This window comes from Streptomyces sp. NPDC001858, from assembly GCF_053594615.1.
In genome coordinates this window covers 226,797-242,684 of the sequence record NZ_JBSFEV010000003.1, presented here as the reverse complement: position 1 = coordinate 242,684, position 15,888 = coordinate 226,797, and the positions used below count along the sequence as shown (strand labels likewise).

The window sequence follows — 15,888 nt, the reverse complement described above, 5'->3', positions numbered from 1 at the left end:
GCACCAAAGAGGATCCCCATGCCCCAGTCAACCGCTCCCACCATCGTCCTGGTCCACGGCGCGTTCGCCGATGCCTCCAGCTTCGCCCGGGTCATCCCGGAACTGCTGGCCGACGGTTTCCGCGTGGTGGCCCCGGCCGTGCCCAAACCGCAGTCTGATAGGCGACGCCGCCTACATCGCCTCGGTCGTTCGCCAGATTCCGGGCCCCGTGGTCCTGGTCGGCCACTCCTACGGCGGCGCGGTGATCACCGTCGCCGGCGTCGAGGACAACGTGCAGGCCCTGGTCTACCTGGCCGGCTACGCCCTGGAGCAGGGCGAGAGCCTGGGCGAGCTCCAGGGCCGCTTCCCCGACTCGGATCTGGGCTCGGCCCTGGTCTACACGCCCTTCCCGATCGAGGGCTCCACCGAGAGCGGCACCGATGTGACGGTGGACGTCGCGAAGTTCCCCGCGATCTTCGCCGCCGATGTCGAGCAGGACCTGGCCGAGATCCTGGCCGTGTCCCAGCGCCCGCTGGCAGCTCAGGCGTTCGCTGACGCGGCCCCGGCGGCGGCGTGGAAGACCAAGCCCTCCTGGGGCCTGGTCGCCTCGGCGGACCACACCATCAACCCGGACGTGGAACGCTTCGGCTACCAGCGAGCCGGGATGACCACCGTCGAGGTCCACTCCTCGCACCTCGTCATGCTCGCCCACCCCAAGAAGGTCACCGAGCTGATCCGCGAAGCCGCCCGCACCACGGCCCACTGACCACAGCCGTCCCGCCCTCCCGCTGCTGTCGGCCGGCCTCCCCTACCGGCCGGCAGCAGCCCGGGGCAGGCCCCGTCGAGGAGGTCTCAGGAGCGATCAGCCGCTGCTGAACCAAAAGGCCACCCCATGTCCGCGCGTTCGGAACCCTCGACCAGTTCCCACTCGGGCTGTCCCACGACGGCCGCATGCACTCCTGCCGGCGACTGAGCCAGGCTCTGGCCGACACCCAGTTCCTGGCCGAGCACCTCGTCGACACCCCGCTCGTCCGCAGTTGAATCTGCCCGAGCCCGACAGGGCGCTCACCTGGAAGACGAACGCCTCCTGGGCTGTCGTCGGTACCAGCACCGACCACGTCCTCCCTCGGCCGAACAACTCGTCAGGGCCACCCGTGCCAGCGCCCCGTCGCCGAGGCCAATGCTCCGCACCTCTCGGTGATCGCCCGGCCTGCCACCCAGCGGCTACTGCACCTGACAGACACAGCCCCTTGAACCCGGGCCAGCCACGCAACACTCACGCTGTGCAAGCCGGCTTCGCGCACCCCGAGTGTCCCTTCGTGCCGTTTCCTGTACGGGCCGTTTCTCGCCGCCCCGAGGCTGGCGGCTACGCCGTGATCCATGGGGCGCCCAACACCCTGGTCATCGTCCGCCACCGTCTCCCGGGGGCCACCGGGCGACACCACTTCCGGATCCTCGCGTCCAGCCAGCGTCCAGAATTCGACGTCCAGGCGCCCACACAGCCCACCTACGACGCCATCCCCCCGCTGCGGGCTGATGCGTCTGCGCAGGTCAGAGCGACCTCAACTAACGCTGACGGCAACGGAGTCGAACTCACGAGCAGCGGATTCAGCCCCGCGGACCAACGTCCTGAGTCCGTACCCCAGATGAGACGTTTCCGCAGGTCACAGGGGCGCACAGTGGGGCGGGTGGGACTCGAACCCACGGCCGACGGATTATGAGTCTCCGGTGGCGTTGATATGCCTAGTTCCGCCTTATGCCGCCCCCTGTCGGGCGGCATCGGTATGTGCTGGTCACAGAGGGATGGGCACCAGTGCCCACCCTTTCTTGATGCCGCTTCATGCCGCCCCGTGACGGCTACTTCCGGGGCGTTCGGGCCAGCAGCGGGCCAGCAAGAAGGCCCCCGTCACCTGCGATGACGAGGGCCCTGCTGTCCGCCTTCAGGATACCGGTCACGCGTCCGCAGGGGCAGTCTCCTCACGCGACTTCCGGGCCCGAGGCACGACCAGCGCCGCCTTCTCCGCGATCTCCAGATCGACCTCCTTCAGCAGGCTCGTGTACGTGTTGGACGTCAGCCTGATGTCGTCGTGCCGCAGCGTCTCCTTGATCGCATGCAGGTCTCCCCCGCCCGCATGGATCAGCGTCGCCGCGCAGTGCCTCAGGTCCCGCAGGTTGATCGGCGGCAGATCCGCGCGCCGGCAGACCCGGCGGAACTCGTCCGACACCTTCTCCGGATGCAGCCACCGGCCGTCGACGTCGGTGAACGCCTTCCCGGTGTCCGTCCAGTCGTCCACCTTCTTGCCCGTGGCGCGCTCCCGGGCCGCGTGCTCGTTCCACGCTTCCCGCTCCGCCGGCTGCCGGTCGCGGTGCTCACGCAGCACCGCCACGTTCAGCGAGTCGAGGGCGATCGTCGCCGCGCTGCCGTCCGTCTTCGGCACCCCTTCCTCCGGCGTCCACTGCCGCACCACGATGTTCTTGGCGATCGTGATGGCGTGCCCGTCGAGGTCGACGTCCCGCCAGTCCTGCCCGACCGCCTCACCGCGGCGCAGGCCCCGGAACGCGACCAGGTGGAAAAAGGCGTACAGCCGCGACGACTCCGCCTCGTCGAGGAACGCGCCGATCTGGGCAGGCGTCCACACCATCACCCCGCTCGGCTTCTCCCCCGTCTTCCGCCAGTGCTCGACATGCTGGTCCGTCCACAGCACGGCCTTCGGCCGCTTGCCCGAGGCCAGCTCCAGATGGGAGGCAGGGTTGAAGGTGATGAGCTGCCGCTTGATCGCCGCGTTCAGCGCCGTGCGCAGCGTCGCCCGGATCCGCTGCTTCGTGGCCGGCCCGGTGACGATCCGGTACGGCGGCATCGCGGCGAGCTTCTCCCGCTCGACGGCGAGGCGCGCGGACTCGGCGGCCGGCGGGCGCGAGTTCCTGCCCCACTTCGCCCGCGCCTCCTGCTCTCGGCGGGCCTGGTTCTCGGCGGCCACGGTCTCGTTGGTCTCGTCGACCGCGTCGAAGAACTCCTGGACGTGGGCGACGCTCAGCTTGTCGAGCCGGTAGTGCCCGAGGCCCGGCGCGAGGTGGACGCGGATGTGGGAGCGGTAGCCGTCGGTGGTGGTGCCCTTGGTCTTCTTGGTGGCGACCCACTTCTCAAGCCACTCGCCGACGGTCATCTTGCCGTCGAGGGGGACGCCGACGCCGAGCTTGCGGGACACCTCGGTCGGGTCGGGGATGTCCTTGCGGTCCTTCATGACGGCTTGGAGGAGGTCGCCGACGCGCCGCAGGCCGTCCTCGTCGTCGCCGGGCAGGTCGAGGATGGCCTGGAGTTTGGTGAGGTCGCCCTGTGCGTCGGTGACCTTGGCGTAGCCGGTGCGCCGGAAGGTGCGCCGTCCGCCCTCGGCGGTCGGCGGGAGTTCCTGCCGGATGGCGTGGGAGCCGTGGTTCCTCTTGGTCAGCTGCGGGCACGCGTTGCTGAGCAGCTTCCCGTCCGGGCCGCGGCACTCGCAGCGTTTACTGATGCCGCCAGCGCGGCGAGATGCGGGCATCTGCCCCTCCCTATATGTACAGCCAGATCCAATACCCGACGAGGGGCGCTTCGACTGCGACGCCCTCGTGTTCCAGTGGAAGCGGGGATAGTGGGAAGTCACTTCTCGGCTTTCCGCCCCTCATCATAGAGAGACAAGAAGTGAGCCGGGTCTAGCCCTAGGAATCTCGAATAGGTACGGATAAGAGTGCGAGCAAGTACGTCACCCCCAACGTTCCCAAATTGCCCCTTCTCGATCTCGTGAACAATTCCAGGTCCAACCCGGAGAGCCTTAGAAGCGTCTTGCATCGAAATATTCTTCTCTTCTCGGACGTTCTGCAGGTTCAGACCCAGCTGACGCCAAGCTTCATGCAACGGCTTCTCTCGATACCTTCTGGTCGGCGATCCTCCACTCGGCTTCCATCCTGCATACGTTGAGGTCAAGCCAGCCTGCCGGGCCCGGTGCACCCATGTACGCACAGTGGCTTGAGCCACATCGTGCCGCTCCGCCATTTCTCCGGCCGGATCCTTGGACCCGCCCGCCAAGATCTCCATGTATTCGTCGAGCGCTTCCGCCAGCTTGACCAGTCCGTTCCAACTGCGCGCGGAACCCTTACCTTCCCCTGGATCCAAATCAGGGCGGACTCGGCGGACCATTTCAATAGCCCGCTCTCGCCTGTTTCGCGACATATGGAAAAGGCTAACGGCCTCCTCTTCCGGATCCCCTGCCCCGTGCAATGGGTTGCCGTCAATTAGCCGCTGATACTCACCCGGCTCTAGCGGCACCGAAACCGCGGCAAGGCTGCGCTCCATGAACGCTTGCTCAACTGCAGCCTGGGCAACACGGTCCCACCTCGCTAGGGGTAGGTCCTTGATGACACCGGGCCCGAAGCGCGCCACTCCCTCTGGACGCTCCGCCTCCAGCAGCGTGACGGAGAACCCAATCTGCTCGATGCGAGGCAGCTCGTCAGGCACGAGGTACTGAAACGCCGCCCGGATCCCCGGATGATTGGCGTCTTGGATGGCGACGTGAGCCACTTCCCGTGCGGCAGCGCCGTACGACGATGTGGCCTCGAAGTCGACCGACACTGTCATCTGCTGATTGCTGTCGTGGGGGGCGTCGCCGACGGGGCCCTCATGGGTGCCCTGCTGGTCGGTCATGCCCCCATCGTGGGGAACCGGGAACGATTACGCAACACCCCTCCTTGGGCGTTGCGCGAATGTGTTGAAACTTGTCGCCGCGAGTGTTGCAATTTGATGTGAAACGACAGCGGAGTCTTGTTGCGAAACTGTCCTCCGCTGGAGTCTCATGTCCTCATGACACCGGAACAACTCCGGACCGTCGGTGAACTACGGCACCTCGCAGTCACTGGGGAGGCGCGGGCACTCCGCGAGTCTCTGCACATCGGGCTTCGAGAACTCGCACGCGTCATCGATGTGAGTCCATCGGCCCTCTCCCGCTGGGAGAACCACATCAATCTGCCGCGCGGCGAACACGCCCTGAAGTGGGCTGCAGTCCTCGGAGTCAGGGTCAGTACGGAGGAAGCACAACATGACTGACCGCACCGCAGTCCGCCGTAAGGCGCTCTCTGTCGCCGAGGTCTTCCAGCTCCCCGCCATGGTCGACGGCTGGCCTGACGCCGCCGCTGCCTGCGGAGGCATTTCACGCACCGTCTGGTACGAGCTCGTCGCCAAGGACGAGACACCTGTGCCGGTCGTACGCATCGGCCGGTCCATCAAGGTCCGGCGCCAGAGCCTCATCGACTTCCTCGGCTTGTCCGAGGAGACCGGCACCGCTCCGACGTACCAGGCCGGAGCGCCTGCCGGGAACGGCGAAGGGCCCGGGTACCAGCCGGGCCCTCCAGTCGAGCAAATCCGCACTCCCACGCAATGAGAACGAGGAACAGCTCTATGGACAAGCTACAGCTCACAACCTCGGGCAGCACGTCCCCCTCCGCCGAGGAGATGTTCGGCTGCGTCATCGCCGCGAATCTCGACCGGCTCGACGAGGCCATGCCCTCCGTGGTCGACAAGGCCATGCGGGAGGTCCTCCCGCACCGGTACACCCCCGAGCTGGCGCGGCAGATCGCCGACGACATCATGGCCCGCCTCCGCAGAGCAGCCGCGCCCGAGCCGCTCACCGCGCGGCAGCGCGGCACCGAGTGGATGCTCCGCTGGAACTGCCCCCCGTGGTGCATCAACGACCACACCGACCCGACCTCCCCCGAGTTCCACAGCGCCGCCCCGGTCGAGACCGACCTGCGCACCACCCACCTCGAAAACGGCCTCAACGACTCGCCCTGGCTGACCGCCGAGGTCGTGGCTTTCAGCGACAAGCCGCAGGCGTACGGCCGTGAGACCCGGGTGCTGCTGGGGTACGGCGACCACCTGGCCGAACTCACCCCGGCCAAGGCGCGCAATGCCCTGGAGGCGATGCGCGGTTTCGTCCCCCTGCTGGAGTCAGTGGTCGACCTGGCCGACGAGATCGCCGCAGACGACTTCGAGGGCGACCCGGAGATCGCAGCGGCCGACAAAGAGGCCGAGGACCGCCGTGTCGGGCGGATCACCGGAGCAGCAGCGTGACGGCCACGCCCAACACCGTGACGGCCGGGGGTGTGCCGCTCGTGGGCACCCCCGGCCGCCCGGCCCGCACCATCACCACCAGCAGCCAGGAGGCGGCGTGAACGAGCAGCCCATCCGTATCAGCCTCTCCGAGTCCAGCGGCCCCATCCCCGGCGGACCCATCGCCTCCGCCGACGGCACCGTCTTCCAGACGACCGCATGGGCGAGCACCTGCCCCGGCTGCGGCAAGGTCCCCGAGGCCGGGCAGAAGATCACCAAAATCTTCTACGCCTGGTGGCACGGAAACTGCGGCGCTGCCTACCTCCGCAGTACAGCCGCAGACGAGGCGTGGCTGGCCCTCGCCCACCAGCTGGAGCGGGCCCCGTCCCGGTTCAACAACGCCGAGACCAAGGCCATCGTCCGCAACCTCCTGCGCATCGCCGGCGCTGCTCGCACCATCCCTGAATCCCCGGACTGCCGTCGCGTCCACGGGGACAGCGCGATCGAGCGGGCGCTCCCCGCGGACGACGAGACCCAGTTCGCGGACGTCATCGACGGGTTCCACCAGTCCAACCTCTACGCGGCGTTCCTCCAGGTCGAGCAGCGCTACCCCGACGAGCTGCCGGTCGTGGCCGGCGTGCGGATGTGGGCCCTCCTCGACCGCGAGCAGCAGGCCCGCTACACGAACCAGGTGCTCGGGGCCTACGTCGAACTCGCCCGGATCCAGCGCGCCGAAGAACGAGAGGAGGGGTGGTGACCCGTACTCCGCAGCAAACGTTCTGGTCGGACCAGGCCCTCGCCGCCGCGCGGGAGACCGCCGCTGACCCGAGCCTCGTGCCGGTCGCCATCACGGCTGCCAACGGCGAACAGTGCACCTGGTGCGACTGCCCCCTCGGCCCGGACTCCCCGCACAACCAGCGCGGCTACGTCTGCGGCGGCTGCCTGGCCACGGCGACGAGCGTCGTCAGCACCTTCACCGGCCCGAGCCTCCGCTACGACTTCCCGGCCTGCGACCGGCACACCGCCGACATCGTTGCGTCCATCGCCCAGGTCGTAGGAGGTGCCCGGTGACGGACTACAGCCCGGGCGAGTGCCCGGCAGACGAGCCCGTCGGCTACGTCCCCGAGGACCTGTACGTGCAGCGGGCCGCCGAGCGCGGCCGTCACGAGGTCGTCCTCGGATCGATCCGCGCCCACCTCGAAGAACAGCCCACCCCGGTCGCCGTGCTCTCCGCCGTCCGCCGGTGGATCAACGACGTCATCGCCTTGGGCGACCAGGTCGCCAAGACCAAGCGGCGAAACCCCGGCTGATCGGGGAAGCGCTGCGGCCCCGGGCCCACCCCCAGGCCCGGGGCCGTCCGCGCACTCACGAACCTCACTGGCCCCGCTCGTAGAAGAGAGCACCGTTCGTGAACAGCACGACCACCGTCCTCCCGCTCTTCGGGGAGGACACCAAGCAGGACCAGGCGAACATCCAGCCGCCCCCGGTCCAGCTCGGCATGGCCGCCGCCGCGGCCCGCCTCGTCGCCTACCGCGACACCCAGTTCGCGGACGACGAGCCGCGCACGCTGCTCGTCGTGGACTGCCCGTTCTGCGACCACCAGCACGTCCACCCCGCCGGCCTCGCCTCGGCGCCGCGCGTCTGCCCCCGGCGGTCGCGGTGCGTCGGCCGGCCGACCGGCTCCTACTACTTCCCGGGGGTGGACCAGTGACAGCCCTCCTCAACGTTCCGGCCGACCTGCCGAGTGCGGCAGTCGCCTACGCGACCGCGGGCATCCGCGTGTTCCGCGTCCGGCCGGACAAGGCCCCGTTCGCCAACTGCGCCCGGTGCAGGCCGCCGACGGAGAAGCGGCCCAACCCGTTCTACATCGAGCACCGCCCCGAGGAGTGTCGCTGCACCGCACGCACCTGCCACGGGTTCCACGCGGCGACCACCGACGTCGACCTCGTCAGGCAGTGGTGGGCCGAGCAGCCTGACGCGAACATCGGCGCGCCCTGCGCGTTGAACGGGTGGGCCGTCCTGGACGTCGACCCCCGGAACGGCGGGCACCTGTCCCTGTCCGTCTTGGAGAAGCGCATCGGCTGCCTGCCCGGCACCGTCATGCAGCTCACCGGAGGCGGCGGACTGCACATCGTCTACCGCACGCCCTCCGTCTCCCTGCCCGGCACGCTCGGCCCCGGGCTCGACGTCAAGCACAACGGCTACATCCTGCTCGCCCCGTCTCTGCACAGCAGCGGAGGGAAGTACCGGTGGTCCGGGCACGGCCGGTTCCTCCAGCCTGGTGCGGGCTGGCCCGCCGTGCTCACGCCGCAGGCGCGGAGGGCGGCAGCGTGACCGCCTCCGACGCGATCCAGGAGGGCGTAGACGCGGCGCTGGCCAAGCTCCACGGCGGCGGCCAGCCCCGCGGCACGGGCTCGTTCACCGTGCAGTCCGAGCGCCTGGACGCGTACACCCGCAAGGCGCTGCAAGACGAGTGCGATCTGATCGTCAGCGCCCCGGACGGCGACCAGAACAACACGATCAACCGGGCCGCGTTCAACGTGGGCACGCTCGTCGGCGCGGGCGCGCTCTCCGAGGGCGAGGCCCGCGAGGCACTGCTGTCGGCCGCGCGTGCGGGCAACCACCCCGAGGGCCGGGCCCGGCCGAGCATCGACTCGGGGCTGCGCGCCGGCGCCGGGAGCCCCCGCCATCCGTGGCCCCCGGTGTCCCGCGCCGACGAGGCCGCGGACTTCCGTGCCCTGATCGACGCGCAGGGTATCGACTGGAGCGACCTCGAGAACGAGTTGCCCGTCGACGACGAGGGCTTCGACGACGCCGACGCCGAACAGCCTGGCGGGCAGGGCGCAGCCCGGGTGCCCGGGCTGATCCCCGAGGAGTTCTACGCGGCCCGCCCCCAGCTGCGGCACATCCGCCAGGCCGGGCACTCCCGCAGCCGGTCCGGCGACGTCGCCGTCCTGTCTGTCCTCACCCGGCTCTCGTCCCTGGTGTCGCACCGCATCCGCGCGGATACCGGTATCGCCGGGTACGCCTCGCTGAACCTGTTCGGCGGGATCATCGGCCCGTCCGGCATCGGCAAGTCGACCGGCGTCGAGGTCGCCGACCGGCTGCTGCCCGCGCCGCCCGAGCTGGACTTCCGAGACGGCCTGCCGCTCGGCTCCGGCGAAGGCCTCGCCGAGGTGTACATGGGCATCGTCGAGGAGGAGACCGGCGAGGTGCGGAAGGGCAGGGGCGGGACCGAGACGCCGGTCACGGTTAACGTCCGCAAGCAGGTGCGGCACAACGCGTTCTTCTACGTCGACGAGGGCGCCACGATCACCCGGCTGATGAAGGAACGGTCCGGCTCCACCCTCGGCGAGACGCTCCGCAGCGCAGCCGTCGGCCAGACCCTCGGGCAGACCAACGCCTCGAAGGACACCAGCCGGTACATCCCCAGCGGCTCGTACAGCCTCGGCCTGCTCGTCGGTTTCCAGCCGGAGACCGTGGCCCCGCTGTTCGAGGAGGTCGCCGAGGGCACGCCGCAGCGGTTCGTGTGGGTGCAGGTCATCGACCCGTCGATCCCCGACGTGCAACCGGAGTGGCCCGGCGAGCTCCGCGCTTGGCGGGACGCGGCCGCCGCACCGCCCGGCGACGAGGCGAGCCGCTTCGTCCTCGTCTCCTTCGACGAGTCCATCAAGGCCGAGCTGCGGGCCGCGGACCTGGCCAAGGTCCGCGGGCTGGTCAACCCATCCGAGCTGAACCAGTTCGACTCCCAGGCCCCGGTCATGCGGGTGAAGCTCGCCTCGCTCCTGGCCATCCTCGACGGGCGGCAGCACGTGAACGTCGAGGACTGGCAGTTGGCCCTGATGCTCTGGGAATCCTCGTGCGCCACGCGTGACGCGATCCTCGCCTACAGCGTGGCGCAGCGCCGCCAGGAGCAGGAGCGGCGCACCGTCTCCCGCATCGAGGAGGAGGTTCGCGTCGACCACGCGAAGCAGCTGGCGGAGGAGAGGCGGACGGATCGGGCCACCGAGAAGCTCGCGCTTCGGATCTCGGCCCACGTGCACGCGAAGGGGCCGTTGCCCCGCTCGGCACTGCGGGAGCGGGCGGCTGGCAAGGAGAAGCGTCTCCTGCCGGACGCCTACTCCTACGCGTTGCTCCGCGAGTGGCTGATCGAGGCGGATGGACGGTTCGCTCCGGGCCCGGTTCCCCCGTCGTGAGGAGGGGGGAACGAGGGGGGGGAACAGCGGCAGGGGGGAACGGCTTTCTCCCCCCTCTCTCCCTCACTCGGTGACGGATCTCGTTCCATCCCGCAACTATTGCACGCGCAACCAATCGCCTGAGCTGCACAAATAGAAGATCAAGATCAATAACTTCTCGACTCGCATAGCGCGCGACCCAGAAAGCGCGAGGGGGGGAGAAACCTGTTCCCCCCTGTTCCCCCCCCAAGGAGATCTGATGCCCGACTTCATCCCCGCCACGGCCGGCTGGTACGTCGAAGAGACCGAGGACGGCGAGACCAGCCTCGACCCCGTTCTCGCCTGGAAAGCCGCGACCGACAAGGACGGCGACGACATCCTGCTGCCGTTCGTCGACGCCGGCCCCGGCTACCCGCCCCTCGTCCTCACCGAGGACTCGTTCAAGCACTGCAACCGCCGCGTCGTCTACCGGCCGTCGCACGACCCGGGGCGGGCCGAGGCGTGAACGTCGACGACATCGTGGCCGAGAAGATCGCCGCCGCCCGAGCCCGCGCCGAAGCCGCCAAACGCCGGCGCGCAGCCCTCGCCGCCGCCCGGCAACGCGGCCTCGCCTTCCGGCACGCCGCCAAGCTCCGCAACCTCGCCGACGCCGAGCAGCACCAGGACGCCGAGGACGACCAGGACCACGACGACGAAAGGGCCACCCAGTGACCGACATCCTGACCGCCTCCGAGAGCAACGCGCTCACCGAGCACGAAGCCGTCATCGAACGCGGCATCCAGACCTTCTACGAGGTCGGCATGGCGCTCGCCGACATCCGCGACCGCAAGCTCTACCGAGCCGACTACGGCACCTTCGAGGAGTACGCCCAGCAGCGGTGGAACATGAGCCGGACGCGCGCCTACGAGCTCATGAGCGCGAGCGCGGTCGTGTCCGCAATTGCGGACACCGAGACGCCCGCACCCGCCAATGAGGGACAGGCCCGCGCGCTCTCCCGGGTGCCCGAACCAGAGCGGGCGGCGGTGTGGGCGGAGACCGTCGAGCGCACCGAGGGCAAGCCCACCGCGGCCGCCGTGCGCGAGACGTATGAGCAGCGGCAGCCCCCCAAGCCGCAGCGTGCAGCGAAGCCGGTGGAGGAGCACATCGGCTTCTACCGCGTACACCCGTTCCTGGCCCTGTTTCCGTGGGCCGACGACGAGCTGTTCGCGTCGATCGTGGACAGCATCAAGGCCATCGGCCTCCTGCATCCGATCGTCCTCACCCATGACCGGAAGACCATGGTCGACGGCCGCATCCGGTACCGGGCGTGCGAGGCCGCTGGAGTCGAGCCCAAGTTCACCGTCCTCGGTCCCCACTACACCGAGCGGATGGTCCTGGACGTGATCTGGTCGCTGAACGTGGTCCGCAGTCACGCCAGCACCGTGGAACGGACCATGGCGCTCGTCGACCTCCAGGCCAGCATCGAGCACCCTGCGCGTCCTTGACCCGCACGCAACCGGCCGGGCCCGCGGTTATCGGGCCCGGCCTCCCGCCAAGCATCCCGCGACTGACCTCCTTCAAGGAGGCCTGTCGCCGAACCCGAAGGAGTCCGCCATGGCCGGCGAGACCGTCATCACCGTCGTAGGAAATCTGGTCGACGACCCCGAGCTCCGCTTCACCCCGGCCGGCGCGGCCGTCGCCAAGTTCCGCATCGCCTCCACCCCGCGCGTCTACGACAAGCAGACCAGCGAGTGGCGCGACGGCGACGCCCTGTTCCTCACCTGCTCGGCGTGGCGGCAGGCCGCCGAGAACGTCGCCGAGTCCCTCACCAAGGGCGTCCGCGTCATCGTCCAGGGCCGGTTGAAGCAGCGGTCCTACGAGGACGGCCAGGGCGTCAAGCGCACGGTGTACGAGCTGGACGTCGACGAGGTCGGGCCGACCCTCGCCCGGGCCACCGCGAAGGTGACGAAGAACCCGGCGGGCGGCGGGCAGCGGCAGGCAGGTGTAACACCCGGCCAGGGAAATGTGACACCTGACCCGTGGTCCACGGCCCAGCCCGCCAACGGCCAGCCGCAGAACGGCGGCTGGGGTGGCGGCCAGCAGCAGCCCGCCGCGCAGGGCGCCGGGTACTCCGATGAGCCCCCTTTCTAGGAGATCGACATGACCGACCACGAGATCCAGCTCCTCGCCATCGGCGTCGCCATCGGCATGGACCTGATGCTGCTCCTCCAGCTCGCGTTCGGGATCCTCGACGACCGCCGCGACCGCAAGGCCGCACGCGCCGCCGAGGCCATGCTCGATGCCGCACGCAAGAGGGCCGAGGCGTGAGCGCGTGCGAGCTGTGCGGGGAGGAAGCCGGCGGCCGGTACCTGTGCGAGCGGCACACGGTGGAACTCGCCGTGCGCCTGCTCCAGCTGCCCGCGCTCGACGACGAGCTCGTCATGCACCTGGTGCCCGCCGCCGCCGGGATCACCGAGGCCGTCACCGGGCGGGGCTCCGGCCCCAGGTCGCCCATCAACGAGGGCGTCCTCGACCTGATGCGGGCCAACCGGGCGGCCCAGGTGATGCACTCGTGGCGCGTCGACGTTCAGCGTGAGCGTTGGCCCGAGCGCTCGGCGCCGCCCCCGGCCGGGCTGGCTGCGGACTGCCGGTGGCTCGGCATGGAACTGGACTGGATCGTTGCGAGCTATCCGGCGACCGGCGACCTGGCGCGCGAGGTGCGCGACCTGGAGGCGGAGTTGCGGTCCCTCGGCGCGGAGCCGGCCCGGCCGCGGGAAGGGCGGTGCATCGCGGTGACCGACGACCGGGGCACGGTGTGCGGCGCTGTGCTGTCCCGAGGGCCGGGCAACGTCGTGCGCTGCCGGTGGTGCCGGACGGAGTACCGGACGGAGCAGGATCTCCTGCTGCTGCGGCACTACCAGCCGAAGGCGTCGGCGTGATCCGCTTGTATCCCACCCCGGGGTGGGATACGGTTCTCTCAATGGACGCCAAGCCCTGGCGGGAACGGGTCCACGAGGAAGAACAGCTGTTGGAGCAGCTGCGCACCCTCGCCTCCGAATCCGCCACACGACGCGCCGCAGCCCTACGCGACGGCGTAAAGGAACTCGGCTCCGTCGCCGAGGTCGCCCGCGATCTCGGCCGGAGCTGGAACGCCGTCGACAAGGCGCTCAAGAAGCAGGACCGCAAAACCGCGTCCAGCACGGACGCCACGACAACCAAATAAACAACGAGGGCCGGACAGCAGCTCTCCACGGTGTTGGAGCACCGAGGAGGCGCGCGCGCCGTCCGACCCTCTAGCCCACACGAACGAGATCGGACCTCGTCGCATGGACCAGCAAAACCTTAGCGCGCCCGCATGCGCGCAGATCAGCCCCGCCCGCCGCCTCATCGCCGCCGGATTCATCCGCCGCGAGGCCGGCCGCACCATCACCGTGCGCGCCACCCCGGCCGGCGTCACCGGCAGCATCCGCAAGGCGGGCGCCCGATGACCATCAACACCCCCGCGCAGCAGCTCAACGAGCGCTTCACCGCGATCTACGCCCAGTTCCAGCCCCGCATCACCCGCCTCGTCCAGCACGAGGTGCGTGACGCGAACCTCGCCCTCGCTGAGGACCTCACCGCCGACGCCTTCTTCCGCGCCTGGCTCGACCTCCACAAGTGCAAGGCGACGACGGACGGCCAGATGTACGCCTGGCTCGCGACCGTCGCCCGCCGCACCGTCGGCCAGCACTACCGCGTCAAGAAGAACACCGCCGAGACGCCCGTCGACACCGGGCATTGGTCGTTCGCGAACTCCAACCTCACGCCTTCCGCGTCCGGCGCCTACGAGCCCGTGCGCACCGGCTTCGCCACGGCCAGGATCGGCGGTGGCCAGTGAACAAGCCCTGCTCCAGCCTGGCCGCTCTCGACGCCAGCAACGGCGAGCTCCAGGCCGCGGTCCGCACCGCACAGAAGATGCTCGCCGCCTACGGCGACAGCAGCGGCTTCGACGAGTTCGGATACGCCCAGGCGCACGGCGCGCTCTCCGAGTCCCTCCGGATCCTGCTGCGCGCCCTTGACGCCGAGCCGACCAGCGACTTCCTGCGATCGCAGGAAGTCACAGAGAGCAACAAAGTTCGTGTCACGAACATTAAGGAAGGCGCCGCACCCCGCTGCCCGGCCGCGCATCCCGAGGACCCCACCCCGTGCGGCGGTCCGGTCGTTGTGACCGTCCTCGACCGCGGCAACGCGGGCGCCCACGGCTGTGAACACCACGCCGCCCGGCTCCTCGCCTCCCTCGACGGCGGACGCGTCTACGCCCTCGGCACCTCCCCCGAGGCCGCCGCCATCCGCGTCTTCAAGGCCGCCGCCGGCACCCGCCCCTACCCCTGGGTCGAGCGAGGTGACCGGTGAGTACCGAGCCCCGCATGATCACGCTCACCACCGCCGATCGCGGCGACGTCACCATCCCGTGCCCGACCTGGTGCGTGGGGCATGCCCACCACGACCCCGAGGCCGGCCTCATCGACCTCATGCACTGCGGGCCGGCCGTGGAGTGCACCTTCCTCGGCATCGAGGTGTTCACCGCCGAGCTCGTCGCCTCCCCCTACGCCAGCACCAGCCTGCCGCGCCTCGGCGGCCGCACCCCCGGCGTCTCCATCCACCCCCTCGACAGGACGCTCGACCCGACCGACCTCTACAGCCTCGCCGCCGCCCTCGACAGCTACTCCGACCGGCTCCGCGACCTCGGCGACCGCCTCGCTGTGATCCTCGACGGAGGCGACCAGTGAAGCGCGATCCGCTGCTGTGGGCCGCGCTCGCCGCGGTCCTCGTCGTCCTCGCCTCCGCCGAGTACAACCTCGCCGTCGCATGCGGCTTCGGCCAGTACGTCGCCGCCGGCGTCCCCGCCGCCCTCGACGTCTACGCCCTCGCCGCACTCCGCGCCCGCCGCGACGTGTTCACGGTCGTCCTCACCCTGATCGCGGTGAACGCCGCGTCGCACCTCGTCGAGGTCGGCCTGCTGCCCGTATCCGTACCCCTTGTGGTCGGCGTCTCGGCAATCGCCCCGCTCGTCCTCTGGCGGGTACACCGGCTCAGCGAGCAGCACCCCGAGCCCGTCGACGAGCCGACCGTATCCGCCGTATCCGAGGCGTACCCGCCCGTAGAGGTACACCGGGATGCACACGCCCCCGAGCCCGTCGAGCAGGCCCCGGCGATGCCCGTCCTCGGCCCGTTCGCCAGCCTCGAACAGTTCCCGCGTATCACCGCGTACCCCGAGGTGTATCCCGGGCCTGAGCAGGACGAACACGAGCGCACCGACGACGACACACCCGCTCCGGACGCGTCCACGGATACGGCGGATACACCCCCGCTGCCGCCCGGATACGAGCGCGCCGACGGACGCCAGGACGAGCTCACCGTGCGAGCCCGCGAGGACTTCGAGCAGCTGCTCGCCAAGGGCCGCGCACCCTCGATCCGCTCCCTGCGGGATACGTACTCCATCGGCCAGCCACGCGCACAGCGCATCCAGAGCGAGCTGACCCGGGCGTGATCCTCGCCGCGTTCTTCGCCGGCACCGCCCTCCTCGCCCTCCTCGGGCTATGCGCCATCGCGCTCCACGACGTCCCCCGCATCACCGGGACCGTCGCCCTCGTGCTCACCCTCGCCGCGCTCGGCGCGGCCGTCCTCCGCTGAAGGACC

24 protein-coding genes, 1 tRNA gene and 1 pseudogene are annotated in these 15,888 nt (G+C 69.9%); 23 read left to right on the top strand and 3 right to left on the bottom strand.

Annotated elements, in window-relative coordinates; all coding sequences use genetic code 11:
* Nucleotides 1-18 precede the first annotated feature (18 nt).
* Nucleotides 19-745, top strand: a pseudogene (locus ACWCPF_RS05795) (alpha/beta fold hydrolase).
* Between the two features lie 914 nt (nucleotides 746-1,659).
* Here ACWCPF_RS05795 and ACWCPF_RS05790 read toward each other — a convergent pair.
* The 3 genes from ACWCPF_RS05790 to ACWCPF_RS05780 all read right to left on the bottom strand — a co-directional run bounded on the left by ACWCPF_RS05790 (nucleotide 1,660) and on the right by ACWCPF_RS05780 (nucleotide 4,654).
* Nucleotides 1,660-1,745 (bottom strand) — tRNA-Ile (locus ACWCPF_RS05790).
* 186 nt (nucleotides 1,746-1,931) lie between these two features.
* Complete coding sequence (locus ACWCPF_RS05785) at nucleotides 1,932-3,515, bottom strand: site-specific integrase (RefSeq protein ID WP_451043693.1); 1,584 nt, start codon at nucleotides 3,513-3,515, stop codon at nucleotides 1,932-1,934.
* Nucleotides 3,516-3,613: 98 nt separating this feature from the next.
* Complete coding sequence (locus ACWCPF_RS05780; RefSeq protein ID WP_451043692.1) at nucleotides 3,614-4,654, bottom strand: helix-turn-helix domain-containing protein; 1,041 nt, start codon at nucleotides 4,652-4,654, stop codon at nucleotides 3,614-3,616.
* 156 nt (nucleotides 4,655-4,810) lie between these two features.
* Here ACWCPF_RS05780 and ACWCPF_RS05775 point away from each other — a divergent pair, with 156 nt between their 5' ends.
* The 22 genes from ACWCPF_RS05775 to ACWCPF_RS05670 all read left to right on the top strand — a co-directional run bounded on the left by ACWCPF_RS05775 (nucleotide 4,811) and on the right by ACWCPF_RS05670 (nucleotide 15,882).
* Nucleotides 4,811-5,053 (top strand): helix-turn-helix domain-containing protein, encoded by a 243-nt coding sequence (locus ACWCPF_RS05775; RefSeq protein ID WP_451043691.1) that lies wholly within the window; start codon nucleotides 4,811-4,813, stop codon nucleotides 5,051-5,053.
* Entirely contained in the window at nucleotides 5,046-5,387 is a 342-nt protein-coding gene (locus ACWCPF_RS05770) for a hypothetical protein (RefSeq protein ID WP_451043690.1), read from the top strand. Before ACWCPF_RS05775 ends, ACWCPF_RS05770 begins: the two co-directional genes overlap by 8 nt.
* A 17-nt stretch (nucleotides 5,388-5,404) precedes the next feature.
* Nucleotides 5,405-6,076, top strand: coding sequence for a DUF6907 domain-containing protein (locus ACWCPF_RS05765; protein ID WP_451043689.1), 672 nt, complete (start codon nucleotides 5,405-5,407; stop codon nucleotides 6,074-6,076).
* Between the two features lie 97 nt (nucleotides 6,077-6,173).
* Nucleotides 6,174-6,812 carry a hypothetical protein gene (locus ACWCPF_RS05760; protein ID WP_451043688.1) on the top strand — a complete coding sequence of 213 codons (639 nt, stop codon included), beginning with the start codon at nucleotides 6,174-6,176 and terminating at the stop codon, nucleotides 6,810-6,812.
* Nucleotides 6,809-7,126, top strand: coding sequence for a hypothetical protein (locus ACWCPF_RS05755; protein ID WP_451043687.1), 318 nt, complete (start codon nucleotides 6,809-6,811; stop codon nucleotides 7,124-7,126). Before ACWCPF_RS05760 ends, ACWCPF_RS05755 begins: the two co-directional genes overlap by 4 nt.
* A complete protein-coding gene (locus tag ACWCPF_RS05750; protein WP_451043686.1) occupies nucleotides 7,123-7,365 on the top strand; it encodes a hypothetical protein in 243 nt (80 codons plus the stop codon). The genes ACWCPF_RS05755 and ACWCPF_RS05750 overlap by 4 nt, the downstream gene beginning before the upstream one ends.
* A 98-nt stretch (nucleotides 7,366-7,463) precedes the next feature.
* Entirely contained in the window at nucleotides 7,464-7,766 is a 303-nt protein-coding gene (locus tag ACWCPF_RS05745) for a hypothetical protein (protein ID WP_451043685.1), read from the top strand.
* A complete protein-coding gene (locus ACWCPF_RS05740) occupies nucleotides 7,763-8,389 on the top strand; it encodes a bifunctional DNA primase/polymerase (protein WP_451043684.1) in 627 nt (208 codons plus the stop codon). The genes ACWCPF_RS05745 and ACWCPF_RS05740 overlap by 4 nt, the downstream gene beginning before the upstream one ends.
* Nucleotides 8,386-10,251 (top strand): hypothetical protein, encoded by a 1,866-nt coding sequence (locus ACWCPF_RS05735; RefSeq protein ID WP_451043683.1) that lies wholly within the window; start codon nucleotides 8,386-8,388, stop codon nucleotides 10,249-10,251. The genes ACWCPF_RS05740 and ACWCPF_RS05735 overlap by 4 nt, the downstream gene beginning before the upstream one ends.
* Nucleotides 10,252-10,489: 238 nt before the next feature.
* Nucleotides 10,490-10,735 (top strand): hypothetical protein, encoded by a 246-nt coding sequence (locus ACWCPF_RS05730; RefSeq protein WP_451043682.1) that lies wholly within the window; start codon nucleotides 10,490-10,492, stop codon nucleotides 10,733-10,735.
* A complete protein-coding gene (locus ACWCPF_RS05725) occupies nucleotides 10,732-10,941 on the top strand; it encodes a hypothetical protein (RefSeq protein WP_451043681.1) in 210 nt (69 codons plus the stop codon). The genes ACWCPF_RS05730 and ACWCPF_RS05725 overlap by 4 nt, the downstream gene beginning before the upstream one ends.
* Nucleotides 10,938-11,714, top strand: coding sequence for a ParB/Srx family N-terminal domain-containing protein (locus ACWCPF_RS05720; protein WP_451043680.1), 777 nt, complete (start codon nucleotides 10,938-10,940; stop codon nucleotides 11,712-11,714). The genes ACWCPF_RS05725 and ACWCPF_RS05720 overlap by 4 nt, the downstream gene beginning before the upstream one ends.
* Nucleotides 11,715-11,823: 109 nt before the next feature.
* Nucleotides 11,824-12,360 (top strand): single-stranded DNA-binding protein, encoded by a 537-nt coding sequence (locus ACWCPF_RS05715; protein WP_451043679.1) that lies wholly within the window; start codon nucleotides 11,824-11,826, stop codon nucleotides 12,358-12,360.
* Between the two features lie 9 nt (nucleotides 12,361-12,369).
* Nucleotides 12,370-12,537 carry a hypothetical protein gene (locus ACWCPF_RS05710; RefSeq protein WP_451043678.1) on the top strand — a complete coding sequence of 56 codons (168 nt, stop codon included), beginning with the start codon at nucleotides 12,370-12,372 and terminating at the stop codon, nucleotides 12,535-12,537.
* Entirely contained in the window at nucleotides 12,534-13,148 is a 615-nt protein-coding gene (locus tag ACWCPF_RS05705) for a hypothetical protein (RefSeq protein WP_451043677.1), read from the top strand. The genes ACWCPF_RS05710 and ACWCPF_RS05705 overlap by 4 nt, the downstream gene beginning before the upstream one ends.
* A gap of 41 nt (nucleotides 13,149-13,189) precedes the next feature.
* Nucleotides 13,190-13,432 (top strand): hypothetical protein, encoded by a 243-nt coding sequence (locus ACWCPF_RS05700; protein ID WP_451043676.1) that lies wholly within the window; start codon nucleotides 13,190-13,192, stop codon nucleotides 13,430-13,432.
* A gap of 103 nt (nucleotides 13,433-13,535) precedes the next feature.
* Complete coding sequence (locus tag ACWCPF_RS05695; protein ID WP_451043675.1) at nucleotides 13,536-13,697, top strand: hypothetical protein; 162 nt, start codon at nucleotides 13,536-13,538, stop codon at nucleotides 13,695-13,697.
* Entirely contained in the window at nucleotides 13,694-14,086 is a 393-nt protein-coding gene (locus ACWCPF_RS05690; protein ID WP_451043674.1) for an RNA polymerase sigma factor, read from the top strand. The genes ACWCPF_RS05695 and ACWCPF_RS05690 overlap by 4 nt, the downstream gene beginning before the upstream one ends.
* The gene (locus ACWCPF_RS05685; protein WP_451043673.1) at nucleotides 14,083-14,601 is read left to right on the top strand and encodes a hypothetical protein; all 519 of its coding nucleotides are present in this window, start codon (nucleotides 14,083-14,085) and stop codon (nucleotides 14,599-14,601) included. The genes ACWCPF_RS05690 and ACWCPF_RS05685 overlap by 4 nt, the downstream gene beginning before the upstream one ends.
* Nucleotides 14,598-14,978, top strand: coding sequence for a DUF6907 domain-containing protein (locus ACWCPF_RS05680; RefSeq protein WP_451043672.1), 381 nt, complete (start codon nucleotides 14,598-14,600; stop codon nucleotides 14,976-14,978). The genes ACWCPF_RS05685 and ACWCPF_RS05680 overlap by 4 nt, the downstream gene beginning before the upstream one ends.
* Entirely contained in the window at nucleotides 14,975-15,739 is a 765-nt protein-coding gene (locus ACWCPF_RS05675) for a hypothetical protein (protein WP_451043671.1), read from the top strand. The genes ACWCPF_RS05680 and ACWCPF_RS05675 overlap by 4 nt, the downstream gene beginning before the upstream one ends.
* Entirely contained in the window at nucleotides 15,736-15,882 is a 147-nt protein-coding gene (locus ACWCPF_RS05670) for a hypothetical protein (RefSeq protein WP_451043670.1), read from the top strand. The genes ACWCPF_RS05675 and ACWCPF_RS05670 overlap by 4 nt, the downstream gene beginning before the upstream one ends.
* The last annotated feature ends 6 nt before the right edge of the window (nucleotides 15,883-15,888 follow it).

Bases quoted from the DNA above. Each gene is read 5' to 3' on its own strand.
- ACWCPF_RS05770 (WP_451043690.1), top strand. From the start codon at position 5,046: ATGACTGACCGCACCGCAGTCCGCCGTAAGGCGCTCTCTGTCGCCGAG.
- ACWCPF_RS05715 (WP_451043679.1), top strand. From the start codon at position 11,824: ATGGCCGGCGAGACCGTCATCACCGTCGTAGGAAATCTGGTCGACGAC.
- ACWCPF_RS05775 (WP_451043691.1), top strand. From the start codon at position 4,811: ATGACACCGGAACAACTCCGGACCGTCGGTGAACTACGGCACCTCGCA.
- ACWCPF_RS05695 (WP_451043675.1), top strand. From the start codon at position 13,536: ATGGACCAGCAAAACCTTAGCGCGCCCGCATGCGCGCAGATCAGCCCC.
- ACWCPF_RS05785 (WP_451043693.1), bottom strand. From the start codon at position 3,515: ATGCCCGCATCTCGCCGCGCTGGCGGCATCAGTAAACGCTGCGAGTGC.
- ACWCPF_RS05700 (WP_451043676.1), top strand. From the start codon at position 13,190: ATGGACGCCAAGCCCTGGCGGGAACGGGTCCACGAGGAAGAACAGCTG.
- ACWCPF_RS05730 (WP_451043682.1), top strand. From the start codon at position 10,490: ATGCCCGACTTCATCCCCGCCACGGCCGGCTGGTACGTCGAAGAGACC.
- ACWCPF_RS05690 (WP_451043674.1), top strand. From the start codon at position 13,694: ATGACCATCAACACCCCCGCGCAGCAGCTCAACGAGCGCTTCACCGCG.
- ACWCPF_RS05765 (WP_451043689.1), top strand. From the start codon at position 5,405: ATGGACAAGCTACAGCTCACAACCTCGGGCAGCACGTCCCCCTCCGCC.
- ACWCPF_RS05710 (WP_451043678.1), top strand. From the start codon at position 12,370: ATGACCGACCACGAGATCCAGCTCCTCGCCATCGGCGTCGCCATCGGC.
- ACWCPF_RS05780 (WP_451043692.1), bottom strand. From the start codon at position 4,654: ATGACCGACCAGCAGGGCACCCATGAGGGCCCCGTCGGCGACGCCCCC.